Raw genomic sequence first — 17,134 nt, forward strand, 5'->3', positions numbered from 1 at the left:
ATAGTTATGTGGAGTAATCAATGTCCCTTTCCTATGATTTTGATATGTTCTCGATCATCCCGGACGACGTTCAGCAAGGCTTTCAAACCATGTTCAATGAACTTCGCGTGTCCTCGCAGATGTCTCAGCAAGTGGCCTTGTTTCGGGATCCAAAAGTGCCTCAGGCATTGAAAACGGCCGATGAGCAGATCAAGCAACTGTTTCTCAACTCAGGCTTTGGCCTGAACATTTATTCTAGCGGCGCGCCTGCCAATCGGTTCCCGGCGATGGACGAAAACGCCCGAAACGCCTGCATGTCGCGATTTGCGCGAAACCTGAAAGCGCTTGAAAACCCGAAATCGCTGAATTGGGGCGGGTTCGAACCGCTGCCATTCATCGACTACTTTGAACAAGCCGAGGCCATGGACGAAGCAGACATCGACGCGTATCGCGAAGCGCAAATGAAAGTGTCCCAACGTCTGGCTGCGCGGCGCAAGCTGGCCACCGCCGGTCTTGCGACAGGCGGTGTTCTTATGAGCGTCGCGGCATTCGGTGTTCTTTTCTAGACGCAAACTGGCTTGGCAGAGGCGACATTCTCTGCCAACCGGGGTCGCGCCCCTTGCGACCGGTAATCGCGGGCGGTAAATGCCTTCTATCGGAAATGAGGGCTCCTATGTCGATTGACCAAAACACCGCCGCCAAGGTGGCCAAACTGGCCCGGATCAAGGTCGAGGATGATGCGCTGCCGGCGCTGGCCTCGGAATTCAACACGATCCTGGGATTCATCGAACAGCTGAACGAAGTCGATGTCGAAGGCGTTGAACCGATGGTTTCGGTCACGCCGTTGCGACTCAAGCGACGTCAGGATGTGGTGACCGATGGCAACCAGCAGGACAAGGTTTTGTCGAATGCGCCCGATGCGCGTGAAGGGTTCTTTGCCGTCCCGAAGGTGGTGGAATAATGTCTGATCTGAACAAACTGGGCCTGGCCGAGGCGCGTGATGCGCTGCGCAAAGGCGATGTCACATCCGTGGACCTGACCAACGCATGCCTGTCGGCGATCGAAGCCGCCGGTGCCCTGAACGCTTTTGTCCACAAAACCCCCGAGATCGCGCTGGAGCAGGCTAAAGCCGCCGACGCGCGGATCGCGACAGGGGATGCGCCTGCCATGTGTGGCCTGCCGCTGGGCATCAAGGATCTGTTCTGCACCAAGGGAGTCGCCAGCCAGGCTGGGTCAGGCATCCTGGAAGGGTTCAAGCCAGAGTACGAATCCACAGTCACCCAAAACCTGTTCGATGCGGGTGCGGTGATGCTGGGCAAGCTCAACATGGACGAGTTTGCGATGGGATCGTCCAACGAAACATCCGTTTATGGCAATGCCGTCAGCCCATGGCGTCGTGGCAATGATGACGCCCAACTTACGCCCGGCGGATCGTCTGGTGGGTCGGCGTCAGCGGTGTCGGCCGATCTGTGTCTGGCCGCAACTGGCACGGACACTGGCGGTTCAATTCGCCAGCCAGCCGCCTTCACCGGCATCACCGGGATCAAGCCGACCTATGGCCGGTGTTCGCGTTGGGGCGTTGTCGCCTTTGCGTCTTCGCTGGACCAGGCGGGACCGATGACCAAATCGGTGCGCGATGCCGCGATCATGCTGGAAACCATGTGCAGCCACGATCCCAAGGATTCGACCAGCGTCGACATGGCCGTGCCGAATTTTGAGGCGATGCTGACCGGCGATATCAAGGGCAAGAAAATCGGCATCCCGCGTGAGTACCGCATGGATGGTATGCCCGCCGAGATCGAAAAGCTTTGGGGTGACGGAGCCGACATGTTGCGCGCTGCAGGGGCCGAGATTGTCGACATTTCGCTGCCGCACACGAAGTACGCCTTGCCGGCATATTATGTGATCGCTCCGGCTGAGGCGTCCTCGAACCTCGCCCGCTATGATGGCGTGCGCTATGGTCACCGCGCCCAACTGGCACAGGGCGATGGAATCACCGAGATGTACGAAAAGACCCGCGCCGAAGGCTTCGGTCACGAAGTGCAGCGCCGGGTCATGATCGGAACCTACGTTTTGTCGGCCGGATTTTACGATGCGTACTATAACCGCGCCCGCAAGGTCCGCACGCTGATCAAGAAAGATTTCGAGGACGTCTTTGCCGCTGGCATCGACGCGATCCTGACCCCGGCAACCCCGTCTGCGGCGTTTGGTCTGGGCGAAATGACCGATGCCGATCCGGTGCAGATGTATCTGAATGACGTGTTTACCGTCACCGTTAACCTTGCCGGCTTGCCGGGCATTTCGGTCCCCACCGGTCTGGATGCACAGGGTTTGCCGCTGGGCTTGCAGTTGATCGGACGCCCATGGGACGAAGGTGATCTGCTGAACACCGCATTTGCGCTGGAAACCGCTGCCGGATTTGTGGCCAAACCGGGCAAATGGTGGTAAAAAGGTCGCCAACAAGACCAAGAATGGCAGGACGGCAGATATGCGTGTGATCTATGTGGCTTTGGGCCTCGTGGTGCTGGGCGCTTGTAGCCCGGAAATTCCGGACAGCGGGGCCGGTTTCAACAATTCCATCGACGCGCAACGCGCCCGTGAAGCGGCGTTGGCGAATGCGGGCACCATACAACCCCTGACCGCGCCGCTGGCGGTGTCAGACGAGACACTGGAACCCGCGGCCGTCAGTTCCGGGGTGGTGCCGCATTCTGCCCCCGTCACGGCGGTGCCGTTGCCTTCGTCGATTACCACGCAGCCCAATACGACGACCGCCAATTCCTCCAGCGCCGAGGATATCGCGAACGATACCGCAGCCGCATTGGCTCTGGCGAGTTCAAATTCGGGTCAAGCTCCTGTTCAGGCCAGCCCATCGAACCCTGCGCCGCAATCCTATTCCAATCCGGGCATTTCGGATGAAAACGACTTCGCGGCCGTGTCGAGCAGGCAGTCGATCGAAAGCGATGCGGATCGCATTGCCAAGAACAAGTCCCAGTACCAGCTGATTGCCCCGACGGCTGTGCCGACGCGTGATGGAGCATCCTCCCCCAACATCGTTCAATACGCTCTGGCGACGTCGAACCCGGTCGGCGCGCGAGTGTACAGCCGTTCGGGGATGAACCTGGAGTCCAAGGCCGTGCGCAACTGCGCCACCTTCCCATCGCCCGATCAGGCCCAGATCGCCTTTCTTGAAGCGGGCGGTCCGCAGAAAGATCGGCGCGCGCTGGACCCGGACGGCGATGGCTATGCCTGTGCCTGGGATCCGACTCCGTTCCGCCGGGCTGTGCAGAACTAAATCGCGTGTCGCCAATCTGGCATCCGTCCCCGAACTTCGGACCGCGCCGCGACGGGCTGCGCCCCGAACTTGTCGTCCTCCACTATACGGCCATGGACAGCGCCGAGGCCGCATTGGCCCGGCTGTGCGACCCCAGTGTTGAGGTGTCAGCCCACTACCTGATCGGGGCAGATGGCACCGTCTGGCAGATGGTGGATGAAACGGCGCGCGCCTGGCACGCCGGGGCCGGCGAATGGCGAGGGCAGGGCGACGTGAACTCCCGCTCAATCGGCATTGAACTCGACAATCGCGGCGACCATCCGTTTTCCGAACCGCAAATGTCTGCACTGGAAAACCTGTTGCCTGGTATTCTGGCGCGCTGGCATATTCCGGCGACCGGCGTCATTGGCCATTCCGACATGGCACCGGGACGAAAACGCGATCCCGGCCCGCATTTTGACTGGTTGCGGCTGGAACGTGCGCAGCTGGCCCGACACCGTGGAGCTGGCCATGGCTCTCAGGACGCGCCACCTGACGTGTTCCGGGCCCTTGCGCAGAACCTTGGCTATTCAGCCGACGTCGATGACCAAACTTTGCTCAGCGCCGTTCGCCTGCGCTTTCGGCCCTGGGCGACAGGTCCGCTGTCTGCCCGTGATTTTGCGCCTTTAACCCATCCGGCCCTTTGGACCTGACGGTCGGGAACCCGCCATAAAACTGGCTTCCTCTTGCGAAAAATATCCCGGGGTGACTTGGCCGCAGGCCAAGAGGGGCAGCGCCCCTGCAGACGCGCAGCGCCTTGACGCACGCCCGCGCACCGCATAACTGCTGCCCTGCGCGGAGGGCTGGATGGCCGCGGGGCAGCAATGTTCCGAGGAAAGTCCGGACTCCCTGAAGCAACGGTGCCGGGTAACGCCCGGGCGGGGTAACCCGACGGAAAGCGCCACAGAAAACAGACCGCCCCCGTTCGGGGGTAAGGGTGAAACGGTGGGGTAAAAGCCCACCGCGCGTCTGGCAACAGAGGCGGCACGGCAAGCCCCACCGGGAGCAATGCCGAATAGGACCCCCGCGCGGGCAGGTCCCCGCAAGGGGAAACCGCCGCTAGGCTCGCTTCAGCCGAGAGGGGTCGGGTTGGCAGCTAAAGGTGCATGGCAACATGTACCGTAGAGGAATGGTCATCCAGCGGCGGTGCAGATCGTCGTGGACAAAATCCGGCTTACAGGCCCTCCGCGCAAACCTTCTGGTCAACCCTGTTGATACCCGTGTCACAATCTTGGCATAGTGGGCCTGACGTTCACGAGGAGGATCATCTGATGAGTTTCATGAAAACACTGGCCACGGTGGCGGTTGGATTTGCGGCGGCCAAGGGGCTGGACAAGTACAAAGAGATGGGTGGCATGGCTGGCATGAAAGACATGCTGGGCGGGGCAGCCGACAATCCTGCCGCTGATCAACTGGGTCAGCTGGCTGAACAGTTCGGGTTTCCCGGCGGGGCCGACAAGATCAAAGACATGATGGGCCAGATGGGTGGATCGGGTGCGGCAGCAGCCGCTGCCGGTACAGCGGGGCTGGGTGGTCTGATGAATGCGATGCGCGGCGCGACCCAAGTGGGCAGCGCCCAGTCGGCAGATATGATGAGCGCATTGTTCGCGGGCACGCCGGCCGAAGATATGGTCGAAGCACAGGCCAAACTGATGTTGCGGGCAATGATCCAGGCGGCCAAAGCCGATGGCGAAATCGATCAGGACGAACAGGCGGCAATTCTTGATCAGCTGGGTGACGATATCAGTGCGGATGAACGCGCGTTTGTGCAGGAACAGATGCAGGCACCGCTGGACATACAGGCGTTGGCCGAAGACACGACGGCCCATATGCGTGAACAGGTTTATGCCACGTCACTATCCTCGATTCGCGTCGATAGCTTTGGCGAATCCGCCTACCTGAAGCAGCTTGCAACCGCGCTGGGGCTGAGCGACGAAGCCAGAGACGCGATCCATCGCCAAATGGGTCTGCCGCCCCTGGGCTGACGCTGTTTTACGATGTCGTGCAGCGTTGGCAGGGCAGCTCCGGGCACTCAGAACCTGTGTCTGCCCGGCCCGGCCGACATGATCGCAGGGATTTGCCACAGGAAGCGCAAATGCCGGTTGACTCGGTGCCAGCCATCGTTACAAGGCAGCTTCATGAGAATTTCACAGACGCCGCTGCGTCTGGTGCAGGAGATGTAACATGGCGAAGCCGACGACAATCAAAATCCGTCTGAATTCGACCGCAGACACCGGCCACTTCTATGTGACCAAGAAAAACGCTCGCACCATGACCGAAAAAATGGTCGTGCGGAAGTATGACCCGGTTGCCCGCAAGCACGTCGAATACAAAGAAGGCAAGATCAAGTAGATCTGACCGACTGGACATTCTGAAAAGGGTCGCGCTTCGTGCGCGGCCCTTTTTCTTTGTGCGGGTTTCTGATTTCAAAGCTTGTCTTTTACCGTAAGGACTCGCTAGCCTTGCAAAAAAAAGGCTGCCGCTATGACCAAACTCACATTACTAATGACTGCCTCGGTGGTTCTTCTGGCCGCGTGCGACTTCGGGTACCACCGTGGGGTCGGCTTCACCGGCATCGACGGAGAGCCAAGCTCGGTTGCGCAAGCGGATGCAGAACAAGGCATCGTGAGCCGGGCTGCGTCTTCGTCTGCCGCTTTGGCGAGTTTGCCGTCAATTGTGCTTCAGGCCGACGGGACATCAGTGGATAAGCTTGCGGGGGCCGCCATCAGCCACGGAGGGCGCAACTTTAACGACGCCTTGCCGGTAAAACTTGCAGGGCAAGACCACATGCTGAGCACCGTTCAGGTCAACAGCGTCCTGTTTGCTGTGCTGCGCCAGCCGGCAGGCAATCCGAGTCGGATGGGCAGTGGTGCAGGTCCTGCGTTTCTTGCAGCCGTTCCGCAGCTGACCGGGTGCCTCGCAGCATCCGAGGCTTTCGCCAGCGGGAGTGCAGAGAACCCATTGGGGCTGGCCGTGCCGCTCGACTGCTCCTGATCTTTTCAACGACCAGACATGAAAAAAGGCGGATCCGCTTGGATCCGCCTTTTGTCGTTTTGAACTGATTGATCCGTTATTCGCGGTTGCCGAACAACTGCAGCAGGAACATGAACATGTTGATAAAGTCCAGATACAGGTTCAGGGCACCCATGATCGCGGCCTTGCCCAACCATTCGCTGTCACCCGAATGGGCGTGCTCCAGGTAGGTGTTCTTAATCTTCTGCGTATCATACGCCGTCAGACCGGCAAAGATCAGCACCCCAATCACCGAAATGGCGAATGTCAGAGCGTCGCTCGCCAGGAAGATGTTGACAATCATCGCGACGATCAGGCCGATCAGGCCCATCATCAGGAAGGTGCCCATCGCAGACAGGTCTTTCTTGGTCACATAGCCGTACAGCGACAGACCGGCAAAGGCGATCGATGTGATCAGAAACACCTGAGCAATCGACGCCGAGGTATAAACGATGAAAATCGAGCTGAGCGACAAGCCCATCATAAACGCAAAGGCATAGAACACCAGTTGCGCGGCAGCGGCAGACAGACGGTTGATCGCGGCGCTAAAGCCGAAGACGAACAGCAATGGGGCGAACATGATTACCCATTTCAGAGGCGACATGTAGATCGTCGCACCGAATGAGGTCAGGTACTTGGACGTCCCGATTTGCGCCGCAGCAGCGGACGGGTCGGCGGTTACGGCCAATGTCGAAATGGCCCATGCTGCCAGAAAGGTGATCAGCATGCCCACGGACATCGTGCCGTAGACCTTGTTCATGTGGGCCCGAAGGCCTTCATCAATCTGGGCAGCGCTGGTTCCGGCAGCTGTCCGGATCGTGTCGAATTGTGCCATAAATGGTCTCCATTCAGAAACAGGTTACTCCGCCGGGCCAAGCCAAGCGGTGTTCCCTGCAAATATCGGAGACTCCGGGCCTTTTTTCAAGGTTTTCCGCGAGGAAATCGGCTGAAATCGCTTCAAAAGCAAAACGGGCCCTCTCTCACAGAGACGGCCCGCAGCAAAACTTCATAATTCCGGATGGTTTAGCAGCGCCAGGTTTCAGGCGCGTCCCAGATCATGCGGCGGGCTTCAGCGTCTGCCTCGCTGCGGCTGAGGCCAAGATCATTCAGACGGGCTTGATCCAGTTTCTTCAGGGCCTGACGCTGACGCCACACGTCCAGGTGGCGAACCAGGGTCGCTGTGAAAGAAAACGCCGAGGGGCGGCCTGCGGGGCGGGAGGAAGTCATAAGGGTCATATCGTGCGTCCTTTCGTCATTCTGTGATGTTTGGTTGTCGTTGTATCAATTTCCTTGATTTATATGAGGCATTGTGATCCATTTGGAAAACGAATGTTTTTGATCTTATGCATCAAGGAATGTGATCATGCGAAACCTCGACATCACGACGCTCCGGTCCTTTGTCGCTGTGGCCGACAGCGGCGGCGTTACCCGGGCTGCGGGATTTCTTCATTTGACGCAATCTGCTGTGTCGATGCAGCTGAAACGGCTGGAAGAATTGCTGGGGCTTGAATTGCTGGATCGGTCGGGGCGGACCATCGCGTTGACCGCGTCAGGCGAACAGCTTTTGGCCTACGCGCGGCGCATGGTGGCGTTGAATGACGAGGTGATCGGACGTCTGACTGATCAGGCTTTCGAAGGCGAAGTTCTGCTGGGGGTGCCGCATGACATTGTTTATCCGGTGATCCCGCGTGTTCTGCAACGGTTTAATGCGAGCTTCCCAAGGGTGAACGTCAATCTGGTGACATCCAACACCCGGCAACTGAAATCCGAATTTGCCCGGGGCGCATTCGATCTGATCCTGACAACGGAATCCGGATCCGGCGAAGGCGGCGACACGATCCACAGCATGCCGTTGCGCTGGGTCGGTGCACCAAACGGTTCGGCGTGGCGGCAACGTCCCCTACGGTTGGGGTTCTGCCGGAATTGTATCTTCCGGGCCTCTTCCATCGCGGCTTTGGATGATGCGGGCATCGCTTGGGAAATGGCGCTGGACAGTGAATCTGACCGCACGGTCGAAGCAACCGTCAGCGCTGATCTTGTCGTTGGTGTTTTGCTGGAAGGCACACAGCCCTCGCATCAGGAACTGGTCGATCACGGTGGCGCGTTGCCACCGCTGCCGGTTCAGCAGATCAATCTTTATGGCGCTGAAAGAGTCCGGGCCGAGTATGTGTCCGAACTGGCCGGTATGATCCGGCAAGGCTTTGAAGGGCTGAAAGGCATGCGCATGGCCGGTTGACCTAGATCGTGATGACGACCTTGCCGGTGGACTTGCGGCTGCGCAAAAGCTCCAGCCCCTCGGCAGCACGATCCAGCGGCAATACGTTGCTGACATGGGGGTGCAGACGGCCCTCTTCGAACCAACCGAGCAGGGTTTTGAAGCTGTCGGTCACTGCTTTGGGGCGAAATTTCAGGTAGCCGCCGATGTAAAATCCGATCACTGTCAGGTTCTTGACCAACAGGTGATTGGCCGGGATCTGCGGCACATCCCCCCCGGCAAAACCGATCGGTAAAAGGCGGCCTTCGGGGTTGGTGGCGCGAAACGCGGCTTTCCAGACATCGCCGCCAATGGCGTCATAGACCACGTCGGCACCGCCGAGCTCCTTGACCCGCATCCGCAGATCTTCGGAATCGTCGATCAAGTGATCTGCCCCGGCGTCCTTGGCAACGGCCAGTTTCTCGGCCCCGCGGGCATGAGCGATCACGGTAGCACCCATCAGCTTGCCGATTTCGACCGCCGTCAGCCCGACGCCGCCGGCAGCACCAGTTACCAAAAGCGTCTCACCGGGTTGCATCCTTGCCCGATGGTCCAGCGCCATGTGTGAGGTGCCATAGGCGATTGGAAATGCGGCGGCCTGTTCAAAGCTCATGCTGTCGGGGATCGGCACAACGCGATCCGCATCGAACACACCGTATTCGGCGAGCCCACCATGTCCGCAATAGACGACGACGCGGTCACCGACGCTCAAGTGTGTTACACCGTCTCCCAGACTGGCAACAACGCCTGACACTTCCAGGCCAAGGGTGAAGGGCGTTTCCGGGGTGTCCTGATATGTGCCCTTCTGCATCAGCAAGTCGGCAAAATTCAGGCCGCAAGCCCGGATTTCTATCAAAGCCTGACCGGGGCCGGGGGCGGGTTTCGGAATAGTCGTCAGGGCAGCGGGTTCTCCGACTGCGGCGATTCGATATGCACGCATTGTATTTTCCAGTTGCCGTTAGGGCAAAGCACGGGTCGCGGCACCCGTCTTTGAAGCGATACAGAATGGCCCGCGATGTTTGTCGTTGTCGTATCGTGTTCATACTTATCAGAAAAGCATAATTCACCATACAACCGCAGGCGTCACAGGCGCGGTTATTAATCAACTGACTTGTTTTCGACACAAAACTGCGTACTATCCAGCACGTAGCGCGGTTCGGGTCTCATCGGTGGGAGATGGACTTTTGCGGCACTAATTCAGGACATGTGTCAGGGCTGTTTGCATGCGCCCGAGCGATAATTAGTAAAAAAATCAAGGAGAACCCCATGACCCATCCCGTCGACGTCCATGTGGGCAAGCGAGTCCGACATCGTCGCTGGTTGATTGGTATGACCCAACAACAACTGGCGGGGAAAGTCGGAATCAAGTTCCAACAGATCCAGAAATACGAAACCGGCGCCAACCGTGTCAGCGCATCTCGGCTTTGGGATATTGCCGATGCACTGGACGTTCCGGTCAGCTTTTTCTTCGAAGGCCTGGAGGAGGCCGAAAAGAACGAAGCCGAACGCAGCATGGTTCCGACCGACCTTATGGGCGACAAGGAAGCACTTGACCTTGTTCGGTCTTACTATGCGATCCCGGAAAACCAGCGTCGCCGTCTGTTCGAACTGGCCCGTGTTCTAAGCGACGTCGCCTGAACCCGGACCGACAAGGCTTGCAAACATCGCAGTGGAGTGGCACCGACCGCTCATGACCATGACCTCTGCGCTAAGCGATCTTGATATCGCCAACAGGATGGCCGACGCCGCGCGTCTGGCCATTTTGCCGTATTTCAGACACCCAGATCTGGACACCCAAAACAAGGATGCGGGCGGGTTCGACCCGGTCACCGCAGCGGACCGCGCCGGCGAAGAAGCTATGCGCGCCATTTTGGGTCAATTGCGTCCCGAGGATGGAATTCTGGGTGAAGAGTTTGGTGAAAAACCCGGCACCTCTGGTCGCGTCTGGGTGTTGGACCCAATCGACGGCACCCGGGGGTTCATCAGCGGCACACCGACCTGGGGTGTGTTGATCGCCTTGTCGACCGACACCGGGCCTGTACTCGGCGTGATCGACCAACCTTATATCGGAGAACGGTTCTGGGGCACAGGCAGCGCCGCGCGGATGTCCGGGCCGCACGGGTCCATGACGCTCAAAACGCGCGCAACATTCGAACTGTCGCAGGCCGTTGTCTTCACCACGTTCCCCGAGGTCGGAACCGAGGCGGATTGCGCAGGATTTCAGGCGGTCGCAGCACAGGCCCGGCTGGCGCGCTATGGCATGGATTGTTACGCTTATGCGCTGTTGGCGGCAGGACAGGTGGATCTTGTGATTGAGGCCGGATTGAACGCGTACGACATTCAGGCTCCTATCGCGGTGATCCAGGCGGCAGGCGGGATCGTGACGGATTGGCAGGGTGGGCCAGCCCACAATGGCGGCCGTGCCGTGGCGGCAGCGAACCCGCACATTCACGCAGCCGCGTTGGACATCCTCAGGGGGTTCTGAGCCGCTTGAACCGGGGCGGAGCGGTTGCTAGATTGTGTCGACTGGTTCTTGCGCCCGTTTTCCGCCGGTCATAGCACATTCCATGAAGCGGGCTGTTTGATGGGGTGTGTGTATGTCTGAAATTCTTCTGAAACACGCGGATTGCATTCTGACCATGGATGGGGAGCGGCGGGAGCTGTCCGGCGCCGACATCCTGATCCGCGATGGCGTGATTGCTGCGATTGGGCCGGGATTGGTCAGCGACGGACCTGCGGTGTCCGCCAAAGGCTGTGTCGTGACGCCCGGTTTGGTGAACACACATCACCATCTCTATCAAAGCCTGACCCGCGCCGTGCCGGGCGGGCAGGATGCGCTGTTGTTCGGATGGCTGCAAACGCTCTATCCGATCTGGGCGCGGTTCGGACCGGAAGAGATGTACGTGTCCGCCCTGACCGGTTTGGCCGAACTGGCCTTGTCAGGCTGCACGCTGACGTCCGACCATCTGTATCTCTATCCCAACGGTGCGCGGCTGGACGATACCATTGCCGCCGCGGCCGCAATCGGAATGCGGTTCCACCCGACACGGGGCGCGATGAGCATCGGGGAAAGCGATGGCGGTCTGCCACCCGACGCGCTGGTCGAACGCGAAGCGGCTATCCTGAAGGACAGCATCCGGGTCATCGATGCGTTTCACGACCCGTCCGAAGGCTCTATGTGCCGGGTGGGTCTGGCGCCGTGCTCACCGTTTTCGGTCAGCCGTGATCTGATGCGCGATGCCGCGCTTCTGGCCCGCGACAAAGGTGTGATGTTGCACACCCACTTGGCTGAAAATGACGAAGACATCGCTTATTCTCAGGCCAAGTTCGGCTGCCGCCCCGGGCAATATGCCGAAGATCTGGGCTGGACGGGCCCGGATGTGTGGCACGCGCATTGCGTCAAGCTGGACACGTCCGAGATCAACCTGTTCGCTCGAACCCGCACCGGTGTCGCGCATTGCCCCTGTTCGAATTGTCGGCTTGGGTCAGGGATCGCGCCGGTACGCGCGATGCGGGATGCGGGCGTTCCGGTTGGATTGGGCGTGGACGGGTCGGCCAGCAATGACGCCGGAAATCTGGTCGCCGAGGCGCGCCAGACCATGTTGCTGCAACGGGTCGCAAACGGGGCCGATGCGATGAGCGCCCGTGAAGCGCTTGAGATCGCCACACGTGGCGGCGCGGATGTGCTGGGGCGGCCTGATTGCGGTCGGCTGGAACCCGGCAAACGCGCCGATATTGCCGTGTGGGATGTGACTGGCATCGACAGTGCCGGCAGCTGGGATCCGGCGGCGCTGTTGCTGGCGGGGCCAACCCGCGTCAAGCACCTGTTTGTTGAAGGACGTCAGGTGGTTGCGGATGGGTGTGTCACCACCATCGACATGGCACGCGTTCTGTCAGACCAGTCGCGGCTGGTACGCAAGTTGATTGCAGGCTGATCGCGGTCAGTTGTCGAGGGTCTTGGACATCCGGGCAATCCGTTCGTTCATTTTGACCGGGCGGGTCCATCCAAAGGTCTGCAACCGTTTGCTTAGTCTTTCGATACCCTGAAACTGCCGTTTTGCCTGGGTGTTGCGCCCCCCTAGAATAAGGCGCTCGGTGTCAGACAGGGCGCGGTACAGGTTCTGCAACGTCATCTGTCGCGCCATGTCGTGCAAAAGCAGCGCGGTTTGGCCGTCGTGAACCGCCGTGGCGTCCAAAATGTCGAGATTGCCGGTTTCGGGATACCGGCTCCAATCCGGGTCAAGATCGCCGGGCTCAAGATCGGTGCGCCGGTCGATCAGGCGGGCGTTTTGCTCGGTGAAATGGGCCTGAATGTCTTGCGCATGAGCGCGACTTGGCCGCAGCGGTGTTTCGACCGGCAGATCGTCCAGTATCGGGTTCAAAACCGGGCGCATTGCTTTTTGCTGATCGGCGGACAAGTGCGCCAGCGTATTGACGATGGCAAACGTGCGCGCATCAAAGGCCGAGTTGGTGCGGGGAGGGCTGACAAACCCGTCCGGATCCAGCCCGAACCGGGATACCACATGATCGATCACGCTTTTCCCGCGCGTATAGGCGATGAAAGTCACGTTGTCGGACCCAAATGCAGCTGACCAGCGGCCATTCAGAACCTCGAAGTTGAAATAGAGGTTGTGGGGGCGGATTTGGTCAAGGGCCGCTGGGGTGATCGGTGACCAGCCCCGCGCAGCTGTCGACAGCAACGACAGCCCCATGTCGATCTGCGGTCGCACCGCGCACAAAACCTGGATCCGATCAAACAGTGGTGCCAGCATGCCCCGCAGGCGCTGCACCTGTTCGGGGCGCACAAGACGCGAATGGCAGTGTTCGCTTGAGATCACAAAGCTATGGCAACCGGCGTCCCGCGCCGCCGCAATTTCGCGGGCCAGATCGGCTGGCACCTCTTGCTGCAAGCGCAGGTATCCGGCCTGATCGGTGATGCCAATGTGGCCAAACCCGTCATCGGGGCCGAACCCGTCCAGCGCCCACACATAAATGCGCTGATGGTTTCGTTCGCCCAGGGACCGGCTGTAATAAATTCCGCTGTCCATAAGGGCCTGGCGGTTTTCAGCACCCCACCATTGAAAACTGGTCGAGCCGGTTTTCTCTGTTCCGATGTGTAAGATCAAATCCATGTGGTGCGCCATTGTTCCCAAACTGCCCGACATCGGTCTACAGGACCGTTGGCGACGCAGAAAGGGGGCTTAACCTGAGACTTGGGTTCCACCGATCCAGACGCTGTCGATGGCGCGGTCGTCGCCCATCATGATGGTGGGGAAAATGGCGTCCCACAGATCATCCGCGCAGTCCGACCGCTGCGCGATGGCGGGGGTCGAGGCAAGATCAAGGATCACAAGATCGGCCTCCATCCCTGGGGCAATGTTGCCGATCTTGTCAGCCATGTTCAGGCTTTGCGCCGATCCCACGGTGGCAAGCCAGATCAGTTGCGCCGGATGCAGGGCCGTTCCGCGCAGTTGCCCGACCTCATAAGCCGCAGCCATGGTCCGCAGCATCGAAAAACTTGACCCGCCGCCGGTATCGGTGGCCAGCCCGATACGGTGACCGTCTGCCACCAGCCCGGCCATGTCGAACAGGCCCGACCCGATGAAGGTGTTGGACGTGGGGCAATGCACCAAGGCGGCATCGACTTCGCGCAGGCGGTCGCGTTCGCGTGGCTCCAGATGGATGGCATGGCCGTACATGCCATTCGCGCCCAACAGGCCAAATGCCTCATAGGTATCCAGGTAATCCCGCGCATCGGGAAACAGCGACCGGACCCACTCAATTTCGTCAGTTTGTTCACTCAGGTGGGTTTGCATCAGGCAATCGGGGTGCTCGGCCCAAAGCGCGCCTAATGCTTCAAGTTGCTCAGGCGTTGATGTCGGCGAAAAGCGTGGCGTGATGGCATAGCTTAGCCGATCAACGCCATGCCAGCGGCGCAGCAGGGCTTTGCTGTCGTCATAAGCGGACTGTGCCGTGTCCCTCAGCCCGTCAGGCGCGTTTCGATCCATGCAGGTCTTTCCCGCGACGATGCGCTGCCCACGGGCTTGGGCCTCGCGCATCAAAGCATCAACGCTCTCGGAGTGAATTGTGCAGAAGCTGGACATGGTGGTGGTGCCCTGCGCTGTGGTCAGATCCAGATATCGCGCGGCGATCCGGGCAGCATAGTCCGGGTCACAGAACTTCATTTCCTCAGGGAAGGTATAGGTGTTCAGCCAGTCGATCAGCCGCTTGCCCCAGCTCGCGATCATGGCGGTCTGCGGGTAATGCACATGCGGGTCGATAAACCCCGCCAGGATCACCTTGTCACGGTAATCGTGCAAAGCCGCTTCCGGATGCCTTGCCCGCAATTCAGCCGCGTTCCCAATTGCCAGAATCACGCCGTCAGAAATCACAACAGCCTCGTCAAGCCGGGCGGCATCTTTTGGGTCGCCGGTAAATGGCGACCGCGTAAAGGACAGAATCTGCCCGGTCAGGATAGTGGTCTGGGCCATAGATGTGCGCCTTGCAGATAAAACATGCCGCCGAACAGAATAGCCGCACCAGTTGGACAGGTAAATTCAGCCATTGTCATTGTTTTCCGGTGGCACCTTCTTCTATTTTGCAGCCAACAGCGGAAGGGGCAAAAAATGAGCACTGGCACCGACGACGCCGACACCACCACGCCCCGGGACGACGCGGATTACACGCTGGACCGCAAGACGGTCTCCGCGATTCTCTATGCTGTTGATATCAATGACCGCGACAAGTTGATCGAGCTGATGGAACCGCTGCACGCGGCCGACATCGCCGACCTTCTGGAACAGATCAACGCCTATGACCGGGGCCGTCTTATCCGGCTGTATGACCGTGCATTCGACGGCGAGATCCTGTCGGAACTTGACGAAAGCATCCGCGAAGACGTGATTCGGATGCTGTCGCCCCAGACGCTTGCCGAAGCTGTGCGCGATCTGGAAAGCGACGATGTAGTCGATCTGGTCGAGGATCTGGAAGAACCGCAACAAGAGGCGATTCTGGATGCGTTGCCCGACGTTGACCGGATCGCGGTTGAACAGGCGCTGGCCTATCCGGAAAACTCGGCCGGGCGCCTGATGCAGCGCGAAGTGGTGATGGCCCCTGAGCACTGGAACGTGGGCCAGACCATTGATTTTCTGCGCGGGTCTGACACGCTTCCTGAACAGTTCTACCACGTGGTTCTGATCGACCCGCGCATGCATCCGACAGCAAACGTCACATTAGGCAAACTGATGGGATCGCGCCGCGAGGTGCCGTTGAAAGATATCACCGAAGACGTGTTTCAGGTGATTCCGGCCGAGCAGGACGAAGGCGAAGTCGCCTATGCCTTTAACCAGTATCACCTGATTTCGGCGCCCGTTGTTGACGACGACAACCGGTTGGTCGGTGTGATCACGATCGACGATGCGATGGCGGTTCTGGATGAAGAACACGAAGAAGACATTCTGCGCCTTGCCGGTGTGGCCGAAGAAAGCTCATTGGCGGATTCGGTTCTGGCGACCAGCAAGCGGCGGTTGCCGTGGCTGGCCGTCAACATGGTGTCGGCGATCTGCGCCTCGCTGGTCATCTCTCAGTTTCAGGACACGATCTCCGCTTTGGTATCGCTGGCGATCCTGATGCCGATTGTGGCCTCAATGGGTGGCAATGCAGGCACGCAGTCGCTGACGGTCGCGGTGCGGGCGCTGGCGACCAAGGATTTGACCAGATCCAACGCCTGGCGGGTGATCCGGCGTGAATTGCTGGTCGGGCTTTTGAACGGGCTCTGTTTCGCGGTGGTGTTGGGCGGTGTCGAATTGTTTTGGTTCGGGTCTGTCGAATTGGCGCTCGTCATGGCGGCGGCGCTGGTTTGCAACATGGTGATCGCTGGGTTTGCCGGAACGCTGGTGCCTTTGGTGCTTGAAAAGCTGGGTGTTGATCCGGCGCTGGCCTCGGGTACGTTTGTCACGACCACCACAGACGTGATGGGGTTCTTCATCTTCCTTGGGCTGGCGACGGTGGTGCTGCTATGACTGATATGACTGAACGCAAGGCCCAGGCGCGTAAAGCCGCGTTTGCCAGACGCAAAGCAGCGCACGCATCGGCAGGCCCCGGGCCTGCCGGATTGCTGAGTGAGGTACTGGCCGGGCATCGCGGTGTCCCGTTGTCAGGCTACGTGCCGATCCGGACCGAGATCGATCCGCTGCCCGCCATGGCCGAGGCGGCGGCCTGGGGGCCGGTTGGCGTTCCGGTGATCCAGGGGGCGGGCTTGCCATTGAAGTTCAGCCGATGGTCCCCGGATTGCGAGATGATAGACGGCCCGTTCGGCGCGCAGATCCCGGCACGGGATGCCTTTTTCGAACCAGAGATCCTGATCGTGCCATTGGTGGCATTCGATAGCAAAGGAGGGCGGCTTGGCTATGGCGGGGGGTTCTATGACCGCACGTTGGAATTGCTGCGGTCAAAGCGCGCCACGCTGGCCGTCGGGTTCGCTTATGACGGACAAGAGACCACAGGCCTGCCGATGGAGCCAACCGATCAGCCGCTGGACATGGTGATTACAGACCGTCGCGTTCTGACGTTTCCCTGAT

Annotated in this window: 19 protein-coding genes and 1 other RNA gene; 15 read left to right on the top strand and 5 right to left on the bottom strand. The window is 59.7% G+C overall.

Annotation, left to right across the window (positions count from 1 at the left end; genetic code table 11):
* Positions 1-20 precede the first annotated feature (20 nt).
* From FOY56_RS04830 to FOY56_RS04870, 9 genes are all read left to right on the top strand, one after another.
* Positions 21-545 carry a hypothetical protein gene (locus FOY56_RS04830; RefSeq protein ID WP_146344695.1) on the top strand — a complete coding sequence of 175 codons (525 nt, stop codon included), beginning with the start codon at positions 21-23 and terminating at the stop codon, positions 543-545.
* A 107-nt stretch (positions 546-652) separates the two neighbouring features.
* Complete coding sequence (gene gatC / locus FOY56_RS04835; protein WP_146344696.1) at positions 653-940, top strand: Asp-tRNA(Asn)/Glu-tRNA(Gln) amidotransferase subunit GatC; 288 nt, start codon at positions 653-655, stop codon at positions 938-940.
* On the top strand, positions 940-2,427 hold the full coding sequence (gene gatA / locus FOY56_RS04840) for an Asp-tRNA(Asn)/Glu-tRNA(Gln) amidotransferase subunit GatA (protein ID WP_146344697.1): 1,488 nt from the start codon (positions 940-942) through the stop codon (positions 2,425-2,427). Before gatC ends, gatA begins: the two co-directional genes overlap by 1 nt.
* Positions 2,428-2,467: 40 nt before the next feature.
* Positions 2,468-3,271: a RodZ family helix-turn-helix domain-containing protein gene (locus FOY56_RS04845; RefSeq protein ID WP_146344698.1), complete on the top strand. Its 804-nt coding sequence runs from the start codon at positions 2,468-2,470 to the stop codon at positions 3,269-3,271.
* 5 nt (positions 3,272-3,276) lie between these two features.
* Complete coding sequence (locus FOY56_RS04850; RefSeq protein WP_146344699.1) at positions 3,277-3,942, top strand: N-acetylmuramoyl-L-alanine amidase; 666 nt, start codon at positions 3,277-3,279, stop codon at positions 3,940-3,942.
* Between the two features lie 142 nt (positions 3,943-4,084).
* Positions 4,085-4,482, top strand: an RNA gene (gene rnpB, locus FOY56_RS04855) — RNase P RNA component class A.
* Between the two features lie 78 nt (positions 4,483-4,560).
* Positions 4,561-5,274, top strand: a complete 714-nt coding sequence (locus FOY56_RS04860; RefSeq protein ID WP_146344700.1) for a DUF533 domain-containing protein — start codon at positions 4,561-4,563, stop codon at positions 5,272-5,274.
* Between the two features lie 199 nt (positions 5,275-5,473).
* Positions 5,474-5,641, top strand: coding sequence for a 50S ribosomal protein L33 (rpmG, locus tag FOY56_RS04865; RefSeq protein WP_012179442.1), 168 nt, complete (start codon positions 5,474-5,476; stop codon positions 5,639-5,641).
* 132 nt (positions 5,642-5,773) lie between these two features.
* A complete protein-coding gene (locus FOY56_RS04870; RefSeq protein WP_146344701.1) occupies positions 5,774-6,283 on the top strand; it encodes a hypothetical protein in 510 nt (169 codons plus the stop codon).
* 76 nt (positions 6,284-6,359) lie between these two features.
* Here FOY56_RS04870 and FOY56_RS04875 read toward each other — a convergent pair whose 3' ends face one another.
* Both FOY56_RS04875 and FOY56_RS04880 read right to left on the bottom strand, forming a co-directional pair.
* Positions 6,360-7,136: a Bax inhibitor-1/YccA family protein gene (locus FOY56_RS04875; protein WP_146344702.1), complete on the bottom strand. Its 777-nt coding sequence runs from the start codon at positions 7,134-7,136 to the stop codon at positions 6,360-6,362.
* Positions 7,137-7,324: 188 nt separating this feature from the next.
* The gene (locus tag FOY56_RS04880; RefSeq protein ID WP_146344703.1) at positions 7,325-7,537 is read right to left on the bottom strand and encodes a YjiS-like domain-containing protein; all 213 of its coding nucleotides are present in this window, start codon (positions 7,535-7,537) and stop codon (positions 7,325-7,327) included.
* Between the two features lie 127 nt (positions 7,538-7,664).
* Between FOY56_RS04880 and FOY56_RS04885 the strand changes: the two genes are divergently transcribed.
* Positions 7,665-8,537, top strand: a complete 873-nt coding sequence (locus tag FOY56_RS04885) for a LysR family transcriptional regulator (RefSeq protein WP_186766240.1) — start codon at positions 7,665-7,667, stop codon at positions 8,535-8,537.
* A gap of 1 nt (position 8,538) precedes the next feature.
* On the opposite strand, the gene FOY56_RS04890 is transcribed toward FOY56_RS04885, so the two are convergent.
* Complete coding sequence (locus tag FOY56_RS04890) at positions 8,539-9,495, bottom strand: NADPH:quinone oxidoreductase family protein (protein ID WP_146344704.1); 957 nt, start codon at positions 9,493-9,495, stop codon at positions 8,539-8,541.
* 326 nt (positions 9,496-9,821) lie between these two features.
* Between FOY56_RS04890 and FOY56_RS04895 the strand changes: the two genes are divergently transcribed.
* From FOY56_RS04895 to FOY56_RS04905, 3 genes are all read left to right on the top strand, one after another.
* Positions 9,822-10,193 (top strand): helix-turn-helix domain-containing protein, encoded by a 372-nt coding sequence (locus FOY56_RS04895; RefSeq protein WP_146344705.1) that lies wholly within the window; start codon positions 9,822-9,824, stop codon positions 10,191-10,193.
* Positions 10,194-10,245: 52 nt separating this feature from the next.
* The gene (gene hisN, locus FOY56_RS04900; RefSeq protein ID WP_146344706.1) at positions 10,246-11,040 is read left to right on the top strand and encodes a histidinol-phosphatase; all 795 of its coding nucleotides are present in this window, start codon (positions 10,246-10,248) and stop codon (positions 11,038-11,040) included.
* Between the two features lie 112 nt (positions 11,041-11,152).
* Positions 11,153-12,490 carry an 8-oxoguanine deaminase gene (locus FOY56_RS04905; RefSeq protein ID WP_146344707.1) on the top strand — a complete coding sequence of 446 codons (1,338 nt, stop codon included), beginning with the start codon at positions 11,153-11,155 and terminating at the stop codon, positions 12,488-12,490.
* A gap of 6 nt (positions 12,491-12,496) precedes the next feature.
* Here the strand turns inward: FOY56_RS04905 and FOY56_RS04910 are convergent, their stop codons facing one another.
* Both FOY56_RS04910 and guaD read right to left on the bottom strand, forming a co-directional pair.
* Positions 12,497-13,687: a hypothetical protein gene (locus FOY56_RS04910; protein WP_146344708.1), complete on the bottom strand. Its 1,191-nt coding sequence runs from the start codon at positions 13,685-13,687 to the stop codon at positions 12,497-12,499.
* Positions 13,688-13,756: 69 nt separating this feature from the next.
* Positions 13,757-15,046, bottom strand: a complete 1,290-nt coding sequence (gene guaD / locus FOY56_RS04915) for a guanine deaminase (RefSeq protein WP_146344709.1) — start codon at positions 15,044-15,046, stop codon at positions 13,757-13,759.
* Positions 15,047-15,181: 135 nt separating this feature from the next.
* Between guaD and mgtE the strand changes: the two genes are divergently transcribed.
* Complete coding sequence (mgtE, locus tag FOY56_RS04920) at positions 15,182-16,576, top strand: magnesium transporter (protein WP_146344710.1); 1,395 nt, start codon at positions 15,182-15,184, stop codon at positions 16,574-16,576.
* The gene (locus tag FOY56_RS04925; protein ID WP_146344711.1) at positions 16,573-17,133 is read left to right on the top strand and encodes a 5-formyltetrahydrofolate cyclo-ligase; all 561 of its coding nucleotides are present in this window, start codon (positions 16,573-16,575) and stop codon (positions 17,131-17,133) included. Before mgtE ends, FOY56_RS04925 begins: the two co-directional genes overlap by 4 nt.
* Position 17,134: the final 1 nt, after the last annotated feature.

Origin of the sequence: Falsiphaeobacter marinintestinus, assembly GCF_007923355.1 — a bacterium.
Classification (GTDB): Bacteria; Pseudomonadota; Alphaproteobacteria; order Rhodobacterales; family Rhodobacteraceae; genus Phaeobacter_A; species Phaeobacter_A marinintestinus.

Excerpts from the sequence above, each read along its gene's own strand:
- FOY56_RS04860 (WP_146344700.1), top strand. The coding sequence starts at position 4,561 with ATGAGTTTCATGAAAACACTGGCCACGGTGGCGGTTGGATTTGCGGCG.
- FOY56_RS04875 (WP_146344702.1), bottom strand. The coding sequence starts at position 7,136 with ATGGCACAATTCGACACGATCCGGACAGCTGCCGGAACCAGCGCTGCC.
- guaD (WP_146344709.1), bottom strand. The coding sequence starts at position 15,046 with ATGGCCCAGACCACTATCCTGACCGGGCAGATTCTGTCCTTTACGCGG.
- FOY56_RS04890 (WP_146344704.1), bottom strand. The coding sequence starts at position 9,495 with ATGCGTGCATATCGAATCGCCGCAGTCGGAGAACCCGCTGCCCTGACG.
- FOY56_RS04910 (WP_146344708.1), bottom strand. The coding sequence starts at position 13,687 with ATGGATTTGATCTTACACATCGGAACAGAGAAAACCGGCTCGACCAGT.
- FOY56_RS04880 (WP_146344703.1), bottom strand. The coding sequence starts at position 7,537 with ATGACCCTTATGACTTCCTCCCGCCCCGCAGGCCGCCCCTCGGCGTTT.
- gatC (WP_146344696.1), top strand. The coding sequence starts at position 653 with ATGTCGATTGACCAAAACACCGCCGCCAAGGTGGCCAAACTGGCCCGG.
- FOY56_RS04885 (WP_186766240.1), top strand. The coding sequence starts at position 7,665 with ATGCGAAACCTCGACATCACGACGCTCCGGTCCTTTGTCGCTGTGGCC.
- gatA (WP_146344697.1), top strand. The coding sequence starts at position 940 with ATGTCTGATCTGAACAAACTGGGCCTGGCCGAGGCGCGTGATGCGCTG.
- hisN (WP_146344706.1), top strand. The coding sequence starts at position 10,246 with ATGACCATGACCTCTGCGCTAAGCGATCTTGATATCGCCAACAGGATG.
- mgtE (WP_146344710.1), top strand. The coding sequence starts at position 15,182 with ATGAGCACTGGCACCGACGACGCCGACACCACCACGCCCCGGGACGAC.
- rpmG (WP_012179442.1), top strand. The coding sequence starts at position 5,474 with ATGGCGAAGCCGACGACAATCAAAATCCGTCTGAATTCGACCGCAGAC.
- FOY56_RS04845 (WP_146344698.1), top strand. The coding sequence starts at position 2,468 with ATGCGTGTGATCTATGTGGCTTTGGGCCTCGTGGTGCTGGGCGCTTGT.
- FOY56_RS04895 (WP_146344705.1), top strand. The coding sequence starts at position 9,822 with ATGACCCATCCCGTCGACGTCCATGTGGGCAAGCGAGTCCGACATCGT.
- FOY56_RS04925 (WP_146344711.1), top strand. The coding sequence starts at position 16,573 with ATGACTGATATGACTGAACGCAAGGCCCAGGCGCGTAAAGCCGCGTTT.
- FOY56_RS04870 (WP_146344701.1), top strand. The coding sequence starts at position 5,774 with ATGACCAAACTCACATTACTAATGACTGCCTCGGTGGTTCTTCTGGCC.
- FOY56_RS04830 (WP_146344695.1), top strand. The coding sequence starts at position 21 with ATGTCCCTTTCCTATGATTTTGATATGTTCTCGATCATCCCGGACGAC.
- FOY56_RS04905 (WP_146344707.1), top strand. The coding sequence starts at position 11,153 with ATGTCTGAAATTCTTCTGAAACACGCGGATTGCATTCTGACCATGGAT.